Source organism: Janthinobacterium sp. BJB301 (assembly GCF_002735685.1).
GTDB lineage: Bacteria > Pseudomonadota > Gammaproteobacteria > Burkholderiales > Burkholderiaceae_D > Janthinobacterium > Janthinobacterium lividum.
Genome location: NZ_PDZJ01000003.1, coordinates 143,063 through 160,803, shown reverse-complemented (window position 1 = coordinate 160,803; position 17,741 = coordinate 143,063). Strand labels below are relative to the sequence as shown.

Annotated in this window: 18 protein-coding genes; 6 read left to right on the top strand and 12 right to left on the bottom strand. The window is 66.6% G+C overall.

The genetic code is table 11. From position 1 onward, the window contains the following. Positions 1-70 precede the first annotated feature (70 nt). Together CSQ91_RS20020 and CSQ91_RS20015 are read left to right on the top strand one after the other, a co-directional pair. Positions 71-817 (top strand): SDR family oxidoreductase, encoded by a 747-nt coding sequence (locus CSQ91_RS20020; RefSeq protein ID WP_099389406.1) that lies wholly within the window; start codon positions 71-73, stop codon positions 815-817. A gap of 141 nt (positions 818-958) precedes the next feature. Next, entirely contained in the window at positions 959-1,498 is a 540-nt protein-coding gene (locus CSQ91_RS20015; RefSeq protein WP_099389405.1) for an ester cyclase, read from the top strand. A 10-nt stretch (positions 1,499-1,508) separates the two neighbouring features. On the opposite strand, the gene CSQ91_RS20010 is transcribed toward CSQ91_RS20015, so the two are convergent. From CSQ91_RS20010 to CSQ91_RS19980, 7 genes are all read right to left on the bottom strand, one after another. Beyond that, positions 1,509-2,429, bottom strand: a complete 921-nt coding sequence (locus tag CSQ91_RS20010; RefSeq protein ID WP_099389404.1) for a LysR substrate-binding domain-containing protein — start codon at positions 2,427-2,429, stop codon at positions 1,509-1,511. Next, positions 2,426-3,322 (bottom strand): efflux RND transporter periplasmic adaptor subunit, encoded by an 897-nt coding sequence (locus tag CSQ91_RS20005; protein WP_099389403.1) that lies wholly within the window; start codon positions 3,320-3,322, stop codon positions 2,426-2,428. The genes CSQ91_RS20010 and CSQ91_RS20005 overlap by 4 nt, the downstream gene beginning before the upstream one ends. Positions 3,323-3,360: 38 nt before the next feature. Further along, positions 3,361-3,561, bottom strand: coding sequence for a DUF1656 domain-containing protein (locus CSQ91_RS20000; RefSeq protein ID WP_070224633.1), 201 nt, complete (start codon positions 3,559-3,561; stop codon positions 3,361-3,363). After that, positions 3,551-5,707: an FUSC family protein gene (locus CSQ91_RS19995; RefSeq protein ID WP_257217418.1), complete on the bottom strand. Its 2,157-nt coding sequence runs from the start codon at positions 5,705-5,707 to the stop codon at positions 3,551-3,553. The genes CSQ91_RS20000 and CSQ91_RS19995 overlap by 11 nt, the downstream gene beginning before the upstream one ends. A 10-nt stretch (positions 5,708-5,717) precedes the next feature. Further along, complete coding sequence (locus CSQ91_RS19990) at positions 5,718-6,224, bottom strand: MarR family winged helix-turn-helix transcriptional regulator (protein ID WP_034782299.1); 507 nt, start codon at positions 6,222-6,224, stop codon at positions 5,718-5,720. Positions 6,225-6,297: 73 nt separating this feature from the next. Then, positions 6,298-7,710, bottom strand: coding sequence for an efflux transporter outer membrane subunit (locus CSQ91_RS19985; protein ID WP_099389402.1), 1,413 nt, complete (start codon positions 7,708-7,710; stop codon positions 6,298-6,300). A 131-nt stretch (positions 7,711-7,841) separates the two neighbouring features. Next, on the bottom strand, positions 7,842-8,159 hold the full coding sequence (locus CSQ91_RS19980) for a DUF4148 domain-containing protein (protein ID WP_034782066.1): 318 nt from the start codon (positions 8,157-8,159) through the stop codon (positions 7,842-7,844). Between the two features lie 286 nt (positions 8,160-8,445). Here CSQ91_RS19980 and CSQ91_RS19975 point away from each other — a divergent pair, with 286 nt between their 5' ends. The 3 genes from CSQ91_RS19975 (at position 8,446) to CSQ91_RS19965 (ending at position 9,764) form a co-directional block, all read left to right on the top strand. Continuing rightward, a complete protein-coding gene (locus CSQ91_RS19975) occupies positions 8,446-8,778 on the top strand; it encodes a hypothetical protein (RefSeq protein ID WP_052140118.1) in 333 nt (110 codons plus the stop codon). 123 nt (positions 8,779-8,901) lie between these two features. Continuing rightward, positions 8,902-9,219, top strand: coding sequence for a hypothetical protein (locus tag CSQ91_RS19970; RefSeq protein WP_034782067.1), 318 nt, complete (start codon positions 8,902-8,904; stop codon positions 9,217-9,219). Positions 9,220-9,293: 74 nt separating this feature from the next. Then, entirely contained in the window at positions 9,294-9,764 is a 471-nt protein-coding gene (locus tag CSQ91_RS19965; protein ID WP_052140101.1) for a DUF2244 domain-containing protein, read from the top strand. 5 nt (positions 9,765-9,769) lie between these two features. Here CSQ91_RS19965 and mgrA read toward each other — a convergent pair whose 3' ends face one another. Further along, positions 9,770-10,810 (bottom strand): L-glyceraldehyde 3-phosphate reductase, encoded by a 1,041-nt coding sequence (gene mgrA / locus CSQ91_RS19960; protein ID WP_034782068.1) that lies wholly within the window; start codon positions 10,808-10,810, stop codon positions 9,770-9,772. 121 nt (positions 10,811-10,931) lie between these two features. Between mgrA and CSQ91_RS19955 the strand changes: the two genes are divergently transcribed. Then, on the top strand, positions 10,932-12,521 hold the full coding sequence (locus CSQ91_RS19955) for a CYTH and CHAD domain-containing protein (protein WP_099389401.1): 1,590 nt from the start codon (positions 10,932-10,934) through the stop codon (positions 12,519-12,521). Positions 12,522-12,565: 44 nt separating this feature from the next. On the opposite strand, the gene CSQ91_RS19950 is transcribed toward CSQ91_RS19955, so the two are convergent. The 4 genes from CSQ91_RS19950 to CSQ91_RS19935 all read right to left on the bottom strand — a co-directional run bounded on the left by CSQ91_RS19950 (position 12,566) and on the right by CSQ91_RS19935 (position 17,679). Then, positions 12,566-13,441: a Kdo hydroxylase family protein gene (locus CSQ91_RS19950; protein WP_099389400.1), complete on the bottom strand. Its 876-nt coding sequence runs from the start codon at positions 13,439-13,441 to the stop codon at positions 12,566-12,568. A gap of 79 nt (positions 13,442-13,520) precedes the next feature. After that, positions 13,521-13,892, bottom strand: a complete 372-nt coding sequence (locus CSQ91_RS19945) for a lysozyme inhibitor LprI family protein (protein WP_099389399.1) — start codon at positions 13,890-13,892, stop codon at positions 13,521-13,523. A 117-nt stretch (positions 13,893-14,009) separates the two neighbouring features. Continuing rightward, positions 14,010-16,982 carry a sensor histidine kinase gene (locus CSQ91_RS19940; protein WP_099389398.1) on the bottom strand — a complete coding sequence of 991 codons (2,973 nt, stop codon included), beginning with the start codon at positions 16,980-16,982 and terminating at the stop codon, positions 14,010-14,012. Positions 16,983-17,100: 118 nt separating this feature from the next. After that, a complete protein-coding gene (locus CSQ91_RS19935; RefSeq protein ID WP_034751750.1) occupies positions 17,101-17,679 on the bottom strand; it encodes a superoxide dismutase in 579 nt (192 codons plus the stop codon). Positions 17,680-17,741 lie beyond the last annotated feature (62 nt).

The window sequence follows — 17,741 nt, the reverse complement described above, 5'->3', positions numbered from 1 at the left end:
TACAGAACCCGCCATGCGCGGGTTTTTTTTCGTCCGCGTATGATGGAACCACAACCATTCAGGAGGAACGATGAAGGAAGTGATCTTGATTACCGGTAGCAGCCGCGGCATCGGCGCGGCGACGGCACAGCTGGCGGCGCGCCAGGGCTATGCCGTGTGCATCAATTATGTGCGCGATGCGCAGGCGGCCGACGCGCTGTGCGCGCGCATCGTCGCCGATGGGGGCGAAGCCATCGCCGTGCAGGCCGACGTCAGCGACGCGCAAGACGTGGAACGGCTGTTTGCGGAAGTCGATGCGCGCCTGGGGACGCTCACGGCGCTGGTCAACAATGTGGGCGTGCTGGAGCAGAAATGCCGGCTGGCCGATATCTCCGTGCAGCGCCTGGAACGCGTGCTGCGCACCAACGTGATCAGTTATTTCCTGTGCTGCCAGCAGGCCGTGCGGCGTATGTCGACGGCCAGCGGCGGGCAGGGCGGGCGCATCGTGAACGTCTCGTCGGCAGCCGCGCGCCTCGGCTCTCCGGGCGAATACATCGATTACGCGGCCTCGAAAGGCGCCGTCGATACCCTGACCCTCGGCCTGGCGAAGGAAGTGGCGGCCGAGGGCATCCGCGTCAACGGCGTGCGGCCCGGCATCATCTATACGGAGATCCACGCTTCCGGCGGCGAACCGGGGCGGGTGGCGCGCCTGGCGTCCGGCGTGCCGATGCAGCGGGGCGGCCAGCCGGAAGAAATCGCCGACGCCATCCTGTACCTGCTGGGACCGGGCGCCAGCTATGTGACGGGCAGCATCCTCGACGTGGCGGGCGGGCGCTGATTTCCACGCATTTTCAACGTATTTTCAACCGCTGAAAGCAAGTGCTTCAAGTGCGGGGCCAATTATCAAATAGGGCAAGCGAGTCCAGAATGGCGGGGTGCCATTGCAGCAGGCACGCCGATCAACCCACCTGGATTCCTTATGCCCGCACCTGTTCTTGCCCCCGCCATCCTGGCCCTTTCTCTGCTGGCCGCTGCCGCGCCAGCCCATGCCGCCGTAAATCTGCCCATGCCGGCCCACCTGGCCGGCGCCGCTGCCACCGACAAGGTGGTACTGGCGGCGCGCCGCTATGCCGCGTTCTGGCAGAGCGGCGATCCGGCCCTGGCGCGCCTTGCGCTGGCCGATGATTTTACCGACCGCACCTTGCCCGCCGGGCGTGCGCAGGGATTGGCCGGTCCGCTGCAGGCATCTGACGTGTTTCACGCGGCCGTGCCGGATTTGCAGGTGGCCATCGAGGACATGCTGGTGGCCGGCGACCGGGTCAGCCTGCGCCTGCATTTCACGGGCCGCTTCACGGGCGTCTTCCCCACGCCGCAGGGACCCTTGCAGGGGCAGGGGCAAGCCATCGATTTTTACGCGTTCGATTTGTACCAGGTCAATGCGCAGGGCCGCATCAGCGACAACTGGCACCTGGAAGATAATCTGACCCTGCTGCGCCAGCTGGGCGTGCTGGTGCCTTGATGACGGCCCGCTAGCCTTGCGCCGGCAGGGCCGCGAATTGCTGCAGCAGGAATTCGATCAGCAGGGCCACGCGCGGCGGCTGGAAGCGGCTGCGCCGGTACAGCAGGTTCAGGGGAACGCTGTCGCCGAAGTAATCGTCGAGCACCGTCTGCAGGCGTCCGGCGGACAGGTCGCCGCCGATGTCGAGCAGGGATTTGTAGGCATAGCCATGGCCGGCCACGGCCCAGCGGCGGATGATTTCGCCATCGTTGCTGTGCCAGGCGCCTTGCAGGCGCAGGCTATGGCGCTTGCCATCCTCGCGGTAGCGCCACTCCTGCGGCGCGCCGTCACCCGCCGTGAGCACGAGGGTCGGCAGCAGCGCCAGGTCGCGCGGCGTGGCCGGTACGCCCACCCTGGCGGCCAGCGCGGGCGCCACGCACACGACGCGCCGGCCAGGGTGCAGCAGGCGCGCCACCATGTCGCTGTCGGGCAGTTCGCCGTAGCGGATGGCCAGGTCGATGTCGTCCTGCAGCAGCCTGGCCGTGGTGTCCGTCAAGGTCAGCGCATGGCGCACCTGCGGGTGCTGGGCGGAAAAACGGTCGAGCATGGGCAGCAGCAGCTGGCGGCCGATGTCGGACGGCGCCGAGATGCGCACCACGCCGCGTACGCCGGCGCCGCCTGCATGCAAGCCGTCTTCGGCTTGCGCCAGCAAGTCCAGCGCCTGCTCGCTGTAATGGCGGTAGTGCACACCTTCTTCCGTCAGGCGCAGCTGGCGCGTGGTGCGCTCGAACAGGGTGACGCCCAGCGCCGTTTCCAGGCGCGCGATGGCGGCGCTGGCGGCGGCCGGCGACAGGCCGTGCTTGCGGCCGGCCGCGGAAAAACTGCCCAGCACCGCGGCGTCGAGGAACAGGGCGATTTCCGCCAGGCGCCCGGCGCCGCCGCTGCGTATCATGCCGGGTGCGCGGCCACGGGCTTCGGCGCCGGCGCAGAATGGGGCGTGATCACCACGGTGCAGGTGGTGCCGGCCACCAGCAATTGCCCTTTCGGCTGCTCGTCGATGTGGATGCGCACGGGCACGCGCTGCGCCAGGCGCACCCAGTTGAAGGTGGGATTGACGTCGGCCAGCAGTTCGCGGCCCGTGGCGGCGTCGCGGTCGGTGATGCCGCGCGCGATGCTCTCGATGTGGCCGTGCAGGGTGCCGCCGCTCATCAGATTCATTTCCGCCTTGTCGTCCTGCGCCAGCATGCCCAGCTTGGTCTCTTCGAAATAGCCGACGACGTAGTACGAGGCGCTGTCGATGACGGCCAGCTTGGCCGCGCCGACGGCGGCGAAATCGCCCTTGTGCACGTTCAGGTTCGTCACGTAGCCGCTGACGGGGGCGCGCACGGTGGTGCGCTCCAGGTTCAATTGCGCCAGCGCGCGCGCGGCCACGGCGGCCTGCACCTGCGACGAGGCGGAGCTGGCGGCAAAGGCCGCGCTTTCGCGGCTTTCCGTCGAGATGATGCTGGCGTCAAGGCCTGCGCGGCGCTGGGCTTCTTTGCCGCGGCGGCCCATTTCCGTTTTTTGCGCGGCCAGTACGGCGTCGGCCTGCGCCAGTGCGCTCGTGTAGCGTTCCTTGTCGACGACGAACAGCACGTCGCCCTTTTGCACCACCTGGTTGTCGCGTACCAGCACGTCCGTGACGGTGCCGGCCACGTCGGCGCTGATGTTGACAATGTCGGCCTTGATGCGGCCGTCGCGCGTCCACGGCGACTCCATGTAGCGGTCCCAGACGGTCTTGCCTATCCACAGCGCGGCGGCCAGGAGCAGCAAGGTGATTGCATAGCGGGTCAGTTTGCTTACCATGACGGCAGCCTTTCCTTGATGGGGTTGAACAGTTTTTTTTATTTGTAAAGCGATAAAGCCAGCGCGCCAAAGATGGCGATGAAAATGCACAGCCGCGCCAGCGACGGGTGCCACACCATGCGGTACACGCCCAGCCAGCCCAGCACGCGGTCGAGCAGGGTTTGCAGGCCGATGCTGAGGATGAACAGGGGCAGCAGGGTAGGAATCAGAATTCCGAACAGGGCGAATTCACGCGGCATGGTGGTCTCCGGCGCCAGGCGCCATATGGTCGAGTAATGAGGTGTAGATCGAATGCAGGTCGGCCAGCGCCGTGTGCAGGCGCAGGTCTTGCTCCTGCTTGCGTTCTGGTGTCGCACCGGCTTCCGTCTGGGCCGCGCGCACCACGGCGCCCGCCTGCAGGGTGGCTGCCAGCGCCGCCTGCAGTGCCGTGTCGCTGCGCGTGCGCAGCCAGGCGGCGATGTGGTCCACGCACTGCTGCAGCGCGTGGCGCGTGGCGCCTGGCTGGGCCGTCGCGATCAGTTCGCGCAGTTCGATCACCGAGTGGCCGATTTCCAGCAAGGTCAAGGCCTGGCGCACGACGGCGCGCGCAGCCTCGCCCGGCGCCGGTCCGGCCGCCGCATTGAGCTGGCTGAGCAAGTCGCGCACGCGGTTGTCGAAACGGTGTTTCACGCGCCGCGCGGGCGCCGTGCACGCATGCAGCGCTTCGCGCCACAGGGCACGGCCGATGTGGTCCTTGTGGCCCATCGTGTGCTCGGGCAGCAGCACGGCAAACACGAGGGCCGCCAGCATCAGGCCCACGATCAGGGCTATGCCCGTGTTCAAGAAGGCCGCGCCGTCGACATGCATCAGATTCGTCGGCGCCATCTGCGTGATGAAGGTCGACACGCCCAGGCCCACGCCCAGCTTGGCGGGATTCGTCATCAGGTACAGGCCGACGGCCAGGAAGGGCGCAAAACTGAGTACCAGCATGGGGAAACCGTCGCCGTGCACCAGCACGAAGTACACGCACACGAGCGACAGCGGCATGGCGATGAGGAAGCCCGCCAGCACCTGGCGGATCATCATGATGGGGCGCGGCGAGGACGAGGCCAGCGCGCAGAACACGGCCGCCATCAGCATCGCCGTGCTGGCGTAGGGCCAGGCGAGGAAGTAGGCGCCCAGCGCCAGCAGGGCCAGGCTGATGGCCGCGCGCGCGCCGCTGGCGATCACCAGCGCGGGCGGCGTCTTCGGCGCATACGCTTGCGGCGTGCTGATTTCCAGGGGCGTGTCGTGGGCCAGGCTGAAATACACTTCGTGAAAGCGGCTCATGTCGCGCGCGAAGCGCTCCAGCAGTTCGCACACGGTGTCGAAATCGATGCGCTGCGCATGCGCGATGGTCGCGCCATCGATGTCCGAGCGGGCCTGCGCCAGGGCCGTCTGCAGATGCAGCTGCATGGTGTCGAGCGAGTCTTGCGAAGGCGTCGCCTGCAGCGCTTCGGCGACGATGGCGTACAGGGGCGCGCAGGCCTGCATGACTTGGGTTTCGCCATCGCGCTGCAGGCGGTCGAACAGGCGGTGAAAGGTGTAGAAAGTGGTCAGCGCCGTCATGAAGGTGGCGTTGAAGGCGTGCAGCTTGCGGTTTTGCGCGCGCACGTGGCTGACCTTGCTGGTGACTTCGAACAGGGCGGCCGAGCGGCCCAGTTCCAGCGCCGCGACGTCGGCGGCAAACTGCAAATGCGTCAGTTCCACCTGCGCTGGCGTGAGTTTTTGCTGCAGCACGTCCTGGCAAAAGGTGAGGAATTTGCCGTAGCGCGCCTGCACCGTACGCATCACCTGCGTGCCCTGGTGGCGCGGCAGCAGTACGCTGGAGACGGCCGCCGAGCAGATGATGCCCAGGCTCACCTCGGCCACGCGCGTGACGGCCAGCGCGAACACCTGCATCGGTTGCTCGATGGCGGGCAAGACGATCATGCAGGCCGTGTAGCCAGCCAGCACGTACACATACGATTGCGCATTGCGGTGCAGAGCCGAGCCGCTCGTGCACAGGCCCACCCACAGGGCCAGGCCGGCGAACAGCAGCACGGGCTGCTGTGGGAACAGGCCGATCAGGGTCAGCGCGGCCGTGCAGCCGAGCAGGGTGCCGCACAGGCGGTAAAAGCTTTTTTCCAGCACCATGCCGCTGCTGGGCAGGGCCAGGATGATGGTGGTGGTCATCGCCGTGCTGGGCGAATCGAGGCCCAGGCGGTAGGCCAGCCACAGGGCGCAGAAGGACGCGATGAGGGTCTTGCCGACGTAGATCCAGCGTTCGCCTTCCGTTGCGCGCCAGTCCTGCAGCGCCAGCGCCAGCCAGTGGGCCGCCCGGGTCAGGGGGCCGTGTGTGAATTTGGTTGCTGTGGCTGGCGTCATCGATAGGCTATCAGTTCTGGTTGTTGAGATTGTTCAGGTTGCGCAACTGGCGCATGTACAGCTTGTCGAGCACTTGCAGCTCTTCGTCCGTGAATCCTTCATACAGGGCCGAGGTTTCCTGGTACACATCGGGCAGTGCCGTTTCGATCAGTGCGCGGCCCTTGTCGGTCAGCGAGATCATCACGGAGCGGCGGTCGCCGGGACGCGTGCCGCGGTGGATCAGGCCGCGCGTTTCCAGGTCGTTGCACACGCGCGTCAGGTTGGCCGGCTTTTCATGGCAGGCCATGCCCAGGGTGCAGGCGTTCGAGGTTTCGTCGTCCGTGCCGTACAGCACGGCCAGCACCATGTAGCTGGCATCGACCAGGTCATGCTTTTTCAGCGCGGCGTTGGTCAGGTCCTTCATGCCTTTTTGAATGTGGTACGTCATGCGCAACAGGCGCATCAGTTCCATGGGGAAGCCTGGCATGCGCGTGCGGATGTTTTGCAGCCGCTTGGAGGTGGCGTCAAAAGCGGTCATGTCATATTCCTTCATGTGTGAATAAAGTTCCGATTGTATCTTGTTGGGCTAGGGCAATGCCAGGATTGCAAGCTCAGATGCCGCCTCCCAGTGCATTCATCAAGGAAACGTACAGATCGAGCTCGCGTGCCCCATTCTGCGCCTGCTGCTGTTCTTCCGCCAGCAGCGCCACTTGCGTGTTGAGCATGTTGATGGCGTCGCTCATGCCTGCCTTGTAAGCCTTCTCCGCCAGGTCGCGCGCGCGCTGCGCCGTGGCCAGCGCCTGCACCGTCAGCTGGTGCTGTTTGGCCAGCGACTGGGCGCGGGTGACGGCATTGGCCACGTCCGACATGGCGTTGATGACGGTGGCGTTGTATTGCTCCACGGCGCCGTCGTACACGGCCGTCTGGCTGCCCAGCTGGGCGCGCAGGCGGGCGCCGGCGAAGATGGGCAGGCTCAGTGCGGGCGAGGCGCCGCGCATCTGCGAATTGGCGTCGAGAAAGTGGCTGAAGCCGAAGGCCTGGAAGCCGGCAAACGCCACCAGGTTGACGTTCGGGTAGAACTCGGCCTTGGCGGCGTCGATGCGCTGCGCCGCCGCTTCGACCCTCCAGCGCTGGGCGGCGATGTCGGGACGGCGGCCAATCAGGTCGGCCGGCAGGGCGGCGGGAATGGCCAGCGGCTGGTCCAGGCGCAGCACGGGGCGGCTCAAGGCTGCGCCCGCTGCCGGGCCCTTGCCCGTCAGGGCCGCCAGCTGGTTGCGCAGCAGGGCCAGCGATTCGGCCGACTGTTCCAGCTGGCGGCGTCCCGCCGGCAAGGTGGTTTCGATCTGCGCCACGTCGATGTCCGTGCCGATGCCGGCGGCCTTGCGCTGGCGCGTGATGTCGAGGATGCGGGCGCGCTGCGCCAGGCTGCGTTCGATCACGTCCTGCAGCTGGAATTCATACGACAGCTGGATGTAGGTGCGCACCAGCGCCGTTTCCAGGGCCAGGCGGGCCATCTGCGATTCGGCCGACGCCATCTGCACGTCGCCCAGCGCGGCGGACAGGGCGGCGCGGTTGCGGCCCCACAGGTCCAGGTCGTACGAGGCCGTGACGGTGGCCTGGTTGCGCCAGGCGTAGTTGCCGGCCAGCGGCGCCGGGGTGCTGCCGTGCTGCGAATACAGTTCGCGGTTGATGGAGACATTCGCGTCCGCTTGCGGACGGGTCTTGTCCTCGGCCGCGCCGGCCAGCGCCTCGGCCTGGCGCACGCGCGCCTGGGCGCCGCGCAGGGTGGGACTGTCGGCCAGCGCCTGCTCCATCAGGCGGTTCAATTGGGGATCGTGCAAGTCTTGCCACCATTGCGTGCGCGGCCATTGGATGGCGGCGCTGGCGGCGGCATCCATGGCCTGGCTCGCTTGCAGCTTGTTGGCGTCGAGCATGGCCGATTGCGGCGCGATATGGCCCATGTCGGCGCAAGCGCTCAAGGCAAGGATCAGGCTGGCGGCAAGCAAACGGCGGTGCAGGGACATGCAGGGACTCCGGGAAAGATCGTGTTGGGGGTGCTGCTGACAGCTCGCCGCGGTGAGCGCCGGGAGTGGCCCGGGTGCTGCGCCGCAACTGAGGTGTGTTACTGACTGACTGAAACCGGCTGACTGGTTTCTTATTTCACGACGTGTTTTGCCGTTTGCGCGACATCAAAGTCCGCTTCCGTTTGCGGGATCAGGCCAGCCTTGCGGGCGGCGTAGAACTCGGCCATGACTTGTTCGCGCGTCACGTTGCTGGCGGCGGTAGCCGGCGTTTTCGGGTAGTCGACTTCGCTGGTGGCGATTTCGCCGGCGTTGCGGGCACGGATGTATTCGGCCGTGACGTCGGCGCGTGTGAGTTGCTGGCTGGCAGCGGCTGGCGCGGCGCTTTGGGCGAAGGCCGAGGTAGCGGTGGTGATGGCAAACAATGCTGCGATGAGTGATTTGGCTTGCATGATAAGACTCCAAAATGTGCATGATGGCTGGGTGGATGGGCCGGATCGCCACGTACCGGTCGGTTCGGCGGCAGGGCGCTGGTGGGTGCCCTGCCGCCGATGAAGCAGTTTCTGGATGAGAAGATGCTTACTTGAATTAACTATAGCAATGAATAGTACATTTGTGAAGTAATTTATGAAAATATTTGTGCGCCGCCGCATTTTCCGCAGGGAAAATGCCGTGCAGGCGTGCGCCGCTGGCCAGGCCAGGGGAGTAAGCTGGTTTTTTTATTAACGGGAGTCAGCCATGAGCAGCAGTTCACTCGATCCGGATAATTTGCCCGTCACGCCCGACCGTATCCTGGGCAGCGGCCATGGCAAGGGCGCGCTTGGGCCCAGCGACAGTTCCGACAGCGGCAGCGACATGCAGGGCGTGCCGGGCCAGGACCCGGAAGCGCTCGAGAACGACAGCGATGCGGCCGGCACGGGAGAGCGGGCTGGCGTGGAGCCGCAGAATACGGCGCCCGATGGCGGCGATATCGACGTCGACCATGTGGAAAGCGTGGCGCCCGTGCGGCCGGCAGAGGAGGAGGGCGAGGGCGAACCCGGCGGTCCGCGGGGGGCTGCGCCGCGCCCCTGACGGCTGCTGGCGGCACGGTCGCCACGAATTACTGTCTCTCCTGCGCCATCAGCGTAAAATGCGGTCAAGGCGGCGTGCGCGCCGCCATGGCCAGCCGGCCGGCACAGGATAGGATGTCAGAGGATGCAAACGCAGATGTCGGAAGAGAAAGAAAAAGACTTGATGTCGATGTACCGCGAGACGCGGCCGCGCGAGTTTTTTGGCGAAAAAAGTAACACCAATCACCTGGCCTGGAGTTTGCTGGTGGTCTTGCTGGCGTTGGCGTTCTGGCTTGTCGTGGCCCTGGCGGCGGCGGAAAACCAGCGTTATGCCCTGGAAACGAAGGCTTGCCAGGATCACGTGTTCCCCACGGAAATCGACACGTCTTGCCTGAAGCAGGTCAAGTCGCGCGATCACTGGTGGCAGCACGTGGGCCACGCGCTGGTGCGCATGGGCGCCTGATCTTGGCGCGATCTGGCTGAACCTGGCGGCGGCGGGGGCCGCTGCGGTGATGGAGCGATAGTGCGGGAGGCGCCATGCCACGCGATCACTCGCGCGAGCAGCCGCAATGGCTGCTGGCGCGCCACAGTGCCTTGACGGCGCGCCAGCTGCTGCGCGCCTATGGCTTGCTATGCCTGTTTTCCCTCGTGATTGCCGCCGCCTTTGCGCTGCGCGGCCTCTGGTACATTCCCGTCTTTTCGTTCGCCGAGCTGGGCCTGGTGGCCATTGCACTGCTGCATTATCTACGCCATGCGCGCGACTATGAACACATCGCCCTGCGCGACGGCGAGCTGATCATCGAACAGGTCAGCGCCGGGCGCTGCCGGCGCCACCACTTTTCGCCGTGGCGCACGCGCATCGCCATGCCGCAAGGGCCGCGCCAGTTGATACGCATCCAGGATGTCGGCCAGGCTGGTGCGCATGTGGACGTGGGCGTGTTCGCCACGCCCGAACGGCGCCGGCAAGTGGCGCAGGAACTGCTGGCCCTGCTGCCACCGCCAGCGTAATCGCCTTACACGGCCCGCGACGGGCCTTCCCACAGATTGATATGGCCTTCGCGCGCCTGCACGTCGATGGCGGCCAGCTCGTCGGCCGTGAATGACAATTGCTGCAGCGCGGCCACGTTTTCGCGGATTTGCGCGCTGCTGCTGGCGCCGATCAGGGTCGAGGTGACGCGGGGATCGCGCAAGACCCAGGCCAGCGCCATCTGCGCCAGGGTTTGCCCCCGCTGCGCGGCGATCTGGTTCAGCGCGCGCACGCGGGCCAGGTTTTCCGCGCTCAGGTGCTTTTGCAGCAGCGAGCCGCCGCCGGGGCGGTTGACGCGCGCATCCTGCGGCACGCCATCGAGGTATTTGTCGCTGAGCAGCCCCTGCGCCAGCGCCGTGAACGTGATGCAACCCATGCCTTGCTCCTGCAGGGTGTCGAGCAAGCCGTCTTCCTCGATCCAGCGGTTGAGCATATTGTAGGCCGGCTGGTGGATCAGACACGGCACTTTCCACTCTTTCAGCAGGGCGGCCGCCTCGGCCGTCTTTTGCGGAGAATACGACGACAGGCCCACGTACAGCGCCTTGCCCTGCTGCACGGCGGTGGCCAGCGCGCCCATGGTTTCTTCCAGCGGCGTGTCGGCGTCGTAGCGGTGCGAGTAAAAGATGTCGACGTAGTCGAGGCCCAGGCGCTGCAAGCTCTGGTCCAGGCTGGCCAGCACATATTTGCGCGAACCGCCGCCCTGGCCGTACGGGCCCGGCCACATGTCCCAGCCTGCCTTGGTGGAAATGATCAGTTCATCGCGGTATGGTAAAAAATCGTCGCGCAGCAGCTTGCCGAAATTGCTTTCCGCGCTGCCATATGGTGGGCCATAGTTATTCGCCAGGTCGAAATGCGTGATGCCCAGGTCAAACGCCGTGCGCAGCATGTCGCGCTGGGAAGCGAGGCTGTTGCTGTCGCCAAAGTTGTGCCACAGTCCCAGCGACAGCAGCGGCAGTTTCAGCCCGCTGCGCCCGCAGGTGCGGTATTGCATGCTGTCGTAGCGGTTCTCGGCGGCGTGGTAGGTCATGGCATCTCCTGGTTGAATGAAGTGCTTATTTTCGCGCAAAATCAAGGTCTGCGTGCGTGCGCCTTGCGCGCGAAGGGACGCGCCTTACAATAAGCGTTGAGAAGTCTCGCAAGGAGCGGTCATGGAAATCGAATTGAAATTGTTGCTGGCGCAGGAAGATGTATTGCGTTTGCGCGCGCACCCGCTGCTGGCGCAGTCGGCGCAAGGCGAGCCGCAGATGCTGCAGATGCACGATATCTATGTCGATACGCCCGATTTGCAGCTGTGCCGCCAGCAGGCGGGCTTGCGCGTGCGCCAGGTGGACGGGCGCTGGGTGCAAACCCTGAAGGCGGGCGGCAGCGTCAGCGGCGGCTTGCACAGCCGCCACGAGTGGGAAGGCGAAGTTCCCGGGCCGCAACCGGACCTTGCCGCGCTCGATGCGGCCATCGGCCGCAAGCAGCCGATCCGCGCGCTGCTGCGCCAGGACGCCATCCGCGACGCCTTGCAGCCCGTGTTTACCACGCGTATCGAGCGCACCGTATGGCAGCTGCGCACGCCGCAGGGCGACCAGATCGAATGCGTGCTGGACCAGGGTGTCATTGAAAGCGGTGCGGATGGGGCGGATGGCGCCGTCCGCAGCGTGCCCGTCAGCGAGATCGAACTGGAGTTGAAGCAGGGGCAGGCGGCCAGCCTGTTCGACGTGGCGCTGGCCCTGCTGCAGGACGTGCCGCTGCAGCTGGGCCACATGAGCAAGGCGGAACGCGGTTACCGGCTGGCGGCATCCTATCCCTTGCAAGCCGTCAAGGCGCAGCCCCTGGCGCTGGACGCGGCCATGTCCGTGGAGCAGGTATTCCTGGCCATCGCCGGCAATTGCCTGGAGCAGGTCAGCGGCAACCAGGATGGCGTGGCGGCGGGCGAGGACGTGGAAAGCGTGCACCAGATGCGCGTGGGCCTGCGCCGCTTGCGCTCGGCGCTGGGCATGTTCAAGTCCCTGCTGGCGCTGCCGGACGCCTTGAAGGGCGAACTCGGCTGGCTGGGCGGCGCGCTGGGCGAGGCGCGCGATTGGGATGTGTTGGCTGGCAATACCCTGGCGCAGCTCGATGGCGAGGCGGCCGCGGATGCGGCGGCGCTGGCCGAGGCGGCGCATGCGCAGGCGCGGTTCAAGCACGTGCAAGCGGCCCAGGCCGTCACCTCGGCGCGCTACACGGCCTGCATGCTGGGCTTGCAGCGCTGGCTGCAGGCGTGCGCCTGGCGCGACAATTGCTCCGCGCGCCAATTGCGGCGCCTGGACGCGCACGTCTCGCCGTTTGCCCGCGCGACCCTGCGCAAGGACCAGCGCCGCCTGATGAAGCGCGGCAAGCGCCTGCTGCATGCCACGCCGCAGCAGCGCCATCGGGTGCGTATCGCGGCCAAGAAGACGCGGTATGCGACGGAATTCTTTGCCTCGCTGTTTGCCGCGCGCACCGTGCAGCCGTATGTGGGGCGGCTGTCGCTGCTGCAGGATGAACTGGGTTGGCTCAACGATGTGCAGGTGGCGGACCGGCTGCTGCAGCAATTGCCCGAGGTTCAGACTGGCCAAGCTGACCAGTCGGCCCAGTCCGCCCGGGATGGCTTGCGGCTGCACGCGGCCTTCGTGCGCGGCTATCTGGCGGCGCGCGCGCAGGCGCAGGGCAGCGATGGCCGCATGCACAAGGCCTGGCGGCGCTTCAAGACGGCCCGCTTGCCGGCCTGAGCCCGCTCTTGCCGCAGTATCAGGCCAAGCCAGACCAGGCGCGGCTAGGCCAGCGGGCGCTGCAACCGGCGTTCGAGGATGGCCAGCGGCGATTTGTGCGGGGCGGCCATGGCTTGCACCGGCAGCAGCCAGGTTTGCTCCAGCGCATGCTGTCCCCGCAGGGCCGCGTGCGATACGGCGTCACTGAAGACGATCCACGTCTGGCCCGGCGCGAACGCATGGGTGTGCTGTTCCACCTGCGCCTGGTAGCCAAGGTCGGCCTTCATGGCGTCGTGCAGTTGCAGCATGTAGTGGTCGTAGGCCGTGCGCCGCGACTTGGTGATGCCCAGCCATTGCAGCAGGGCCGCCAGCACGGGTTGCGGACGCTTCGCGACGGGTAAAAAATGCTGCGCCACCTGCTCGAATGGCGCGCCCAGTTTCCACACGCGGGGTGCGTCGCGCGGATGGATGTTGGTGAAGACGCGCAGGATGCGCCGGCCCTGCGTGGGCGAGGAGGGAAAGCTGTCGACATGCAGGCGCGTATCGTCCTTGCGCCAGGAACTCGCCCGGCCGGCGATTTCCACGGGGCGAAAGCTGCCCTTGCCTTGCTGCAGATGGGAGGAATAGCCAGGCAGCAAGCCGCCCAGCAAGCGCTGCGTGTGCCGCGCGTAGCGCTGCATCAGCGCGGCCAGCAGGGCCGCATCGCAGGCACCGCCGTGGCCGCGCACGCCGCGCGCCGGTTCCCAGCTGATATTCTTGGCGCTGCTGGCGTTACCCACCGCGCCGTTCAGCAGCGCATGCTCTTCCTGTCGCAGGGAGAAACCCAGGCGGGGCAACAGCAGCACTTGCCCATCTTCGAGTGCCTGCAGCGCCGCCGCCTGCTGCACGGCGCTGCCGCTGGCGTCCCACTGGTTCAGGGAAATGTCGATGAGTTTGCTCATGGCACAAACGGGGAAGACATCGGAGCGGCCAGTATGGGCGCCTGCCGCCCGCTCCCGTTTGCGCTAGCGCAGGTTCAGCTCACAGTTTGCTGTTCTGGCAGCCGGCGCTCACGCATTCGCGCACGCGGTCTTGCAGGAATTGCGCGCGTTCGATGGTGGTGCGCGTGGCGCAATCGAGATTCACATAGAAGCCCGAGCCATCCTTTTTCGAGCATCGCTCGTTGCGCTCGCTGATCCAGGAAAGCTGGCCCGATTTCAGCTTTTGCTTGCCGCCGGCATCGAGCTGGGAGCTAAGTTTCTTGTAGTTGGCGTTGAGTTCCTTGTCCGCTTCCTGGTACACCTTGTTGAGGCAATACAGGCCATCGAAGTCGTTGCGCGGCGTGTCGCAGGCCGAGTTGGCGAAGGCGGAGCCGGAGGCGCAGAACAATAGGGCGAGCAGGCATTTTTTCATGGAGTGCTTTCAGAAAGTGGTGTGGCAGGATAGGCGAGCACGGCAGCGCTCTTGCGCATCGTATAACATTTTCCATCCGGGCCGCAGACGCTTGCGGGCGCGCCCGCAAGCGTGCCGTCAATAGGCCAGGCGGCCCGGCACGTTCACTTCGATCTGCGTGCCGGCGCCGGGCCGGCTGTCGATGCGCAGGCCGGCCCCGATGGCGGCGGCGCGCTCGCGCATGCCGACCAGGCCCCAGTGGCCGGGCCGCTGGCCCGCCTGCGCCACGGCGTCATCAAGGCCGCAGCCGTCGTCGCGCACGCGCAGGGTGAATGCCTGCTCCGCATAGTCGAGTTCCAGCACGATGTTTGCCGCCTCGGCGTAGCGCGAGGCGTTGAACAGCGCTTCGCGCGCGATGGCATAGATTTCGTCATGCACGCGCGGCTGCAGGCGCCGGCAGATGCCGCTGACATGCACCGTGAAGGCGTGCGCGCGGTGCTCGGCCAGGCCCTTGCCGAATTGCTGAAGCGCCAGCCGCAGTTCGTCGGGTTCGGCCGAGGCGCGCAAGTCCATGATCTGGTCGCGGCCTTCGATCAGCAGCTGGTCCGCCAGGTTGAGGGTGCCATCGAGGCGCGCCCGTTCGCGTGTGCCCTTGGGCAGCATGTCCGCATGCGCATGGAACGACAGGATCAGGCCTTGCACGCTTTGCAGCAGCGTGTCGTGCAGCGAACGGGCGATGCGCGAGCGCTCGGCCAGGCGCTCCTGCAAGCGTTCCTGCAACCGTTCCTGCATATTGCGCGTCAGGTGGCGGATGCGCAGCACATAGCCGCCATACAGCAGCAGCGCGGCGCCCAGCGCCAGCAGCACGACGAACCACGGCGTTTGCACGAAGGTGGGCGCGATGACGATGTCGAGCCCTGTCCCCTGCGTGTTCCACACGCCATCTTCGTTGGCGGCCGTGACGTCGAAGCGGTAGCTGCCGGGGGCAAGGTTGGTGTAGTACGCTTCGCGGCGTCCCACCGCCTCCTGCCAGCCCGTGTCCACGCCTGCCAGCCGGTAGCGCAGGCGCACGCGTTCCGGCATCGACAGGCTCAGGGCCGTGAAGCCGATCTGCAGGGTCTTGCTGCCTTGCGGCAGGTGCTGCGGCTTGCCATCGTCCAGCGCGTAACGCACGCCATCGGCCAGCAAGCTGTGGATCTGCACGGGCGGCGCCAGGGCGTTGCGGCGGATGTGCAGCGGGTCGAGCATGGCGATGGTGGCCGAGGTGGAGAACCACAGCTTGCCATCGGGCGCATGGATCAGCGAAGGCACGGGGCGCAGTTGCGAGGCATGGCCCTGCAAGCCGTCGAGCGCGTCGAAGCGCTCCGAGGTAACAGCGCTGCCGTCCCGCATCCACGCGGCCAGGCTGGCGGCAGCGATATGGTCGATGCCGTCCGCGCCATGCAGCCACAGGTCGCCGTCCGGCAGGCGCACGATGCCCGATACGCCGCGAAACGCCGCCCCGTGCGCGCCGCGCAGCATCTGGAAGCGGCCGGCGCGGTACAGGGCCACGCCGTTTTCGCCGCCGGCCCACATCGCCTCGCCATCGCGGTACAGCTGCAGCACGGTGCCCACTTGCAGGCCCTCGGGCGCGCCGAGCCGCTTGACGGCGCCTGCGCGCTGGCCATCGGCCACCAGGCTGAGCGTATTGTCGGCATGGCCCAGCCAGACGGTGCCGGCGCCATCGATCGCCATGGCCGTGGTCAGCACCGCCGGCAGGCCGGACAGGCCGCCGTCGGCGATCCATTTTCCTTCGCTCAGGCGAAACAGGCCGCCGCCGGAAAACGAGGCCCACAGGGCGCCCGAGCGGTCCTGCTGCAGCGCCTGCGGATCGAGTCCCAGCACGGGCGGCACCACGCGCGTCATGGCGCCGTTGCGCGCGCGATGGTGCAGCTCCTGCTCGTTGCCCAGCCACAGCGTGCCATCGGGCGCCCAGTGGCTGGCCGCCAGCGCCCCTTTCAGTATCACTTTCTTCACCCCGTCGGCGGTAAAGCTGCGCACGTCGCCGACGTAGTCGCCGATCCACACGTCGCCATCGGGCCCCGGCAGCATGCCGGGATGGTCGAAGGGCACGGCGACGGCCAGGGTCTGCAGGCGGTTCGGCCGCAGCCGGTCCAGGCCCGTCGACGTGCCGAACCACAGATTGCCTTCGCGGTCCTGGAACGACGTTTGCGGCAGCGGGCCGCTGATGCCGTTCTGGCGCGTCAGGCGCTGGGCCGGCAGGCTGGGGCCGGAAGGATCGAACTTGCGCTCAATGCCATCGGGCTGCATCAGCCACATGGTGCCGGCGCGGTCGAAGCGGATGCCGTTGCCCGTGGCGTCGGGCCGGATGGGCGCGTCGCCGCGCGGCGCGCTGGTGCGCACGCGATAGTAATTGCTTTGCGCGTCCACGGCCCAGATGGCGCCATCGGGCGCTTCATCCATGCTGGTGAGCATGGTGCGCGGCCAGGCATGGGAAAAGCGCGTCTCGCCCGGCCTGCGGAAAAAGACGCCGTGCATGGTACCCATCCACTGCGTGCCATCGCGCCCGAACAGGATCTGGTACACGCGCTTGTCGGGCAGGCCCACGTTGGCGGCCTGCGCGACGAAGCGGTCGGCGCCCGGCGCCAGGCGCGCCGCGCCATCGCGCGTGCCGACCCAGATGGCGCCGTCGGGCGCTGCCTCGATATGGAATACGGCGCCCGGCGGCAAGCCGTCCGCTTCCCCGTACGTGCGCGTGGCACCCTGGCGAAAGACGCTGACGCCGCCCAGGCGGTAGCCGACCCAGACGGCGCCGTCAGGCGGCGTGGCCAGGCCCAGCACATTGCTCGACGGCAGGCGGTGGCCGTACACGCTGTCGACGCGGTCGAAGCGCACGCCATCGTAGCGGTACAAACCGGTGGCCGTGGCGATCCACAGCCAGCCATCCTTGCCCTGGGCGAATTTCAGTACGTCGACGGGCGCGCCTTGCAGGGCGCCCCAGGCGTTGTGGGTGTAGTCGGATAACAGGGGCGATGGGGCGGCCGCGCACGCGTGCAGGTGGCACGCCAGCAGGGGGAAAATCAACAGGCGGCGCAGCAGGCGAGCGGACATCGGGGCAGGGCGGGGTGGGAAGATGCTGATTGTAGCGCAGCGCCTCGCCTTTCAGCAGGCAAAAAAAAGCCCGCGCGGGGCGGCGCAGGCTTTTTCTCCTTACGTTGACAGGAACTGCTTACGCGAAGTTCTTGGCAACGAAGTCCCAGTTGACCAGGCCCCAGAACGTTTCCACGTACTTGGCGCGCAGGTTACGGTAGTCGATGTAGTAGGCGTGTTCCCACACGTCGCAGGTCAGCAGCGGCTTGTCGCCGGTGGTCAGCGGGCAGCCGGCGTTCGAGGTGTTGACGATGTCGACGGAGCCGTCGGCTTTTTGCACCAGCCAGGTCCAGCCCGAACCGAAGTTGCCCACGCACGACTTGGTGAATTCTTCCTTGAACTTGTCGAACGACGACCATTTGGCGTTGATCGCGTCAGCCACGGCACCCGCAGGCGCGCCGCCGCCGGCCGGCTTCATGCCGTTCCAGTAGAAGGTGTGGTTCCATACTTGCGCTGCATTGTTGAAGATGCCGCCCGACGATTTCTTGATGATCTCTTCCAGCGACAGGTTCTCGAACTCGGTACCCTTGATCAGGTTGTTCAAGTTGGTGACATACGCCTGGTGATGCTTGGCATAGTGGTATTCCAGGGTTTCTTTCGAAATATGCGGCGCCAGAGCGTCCATTTCATACGGCAGTGGTGGCAGAGTATGTTCCATGTGATGTCCCTTTGTGGTGAATGTTCGGAGTCTTCCAGCCTGCGGCCGGAGGGTTGAGCCAA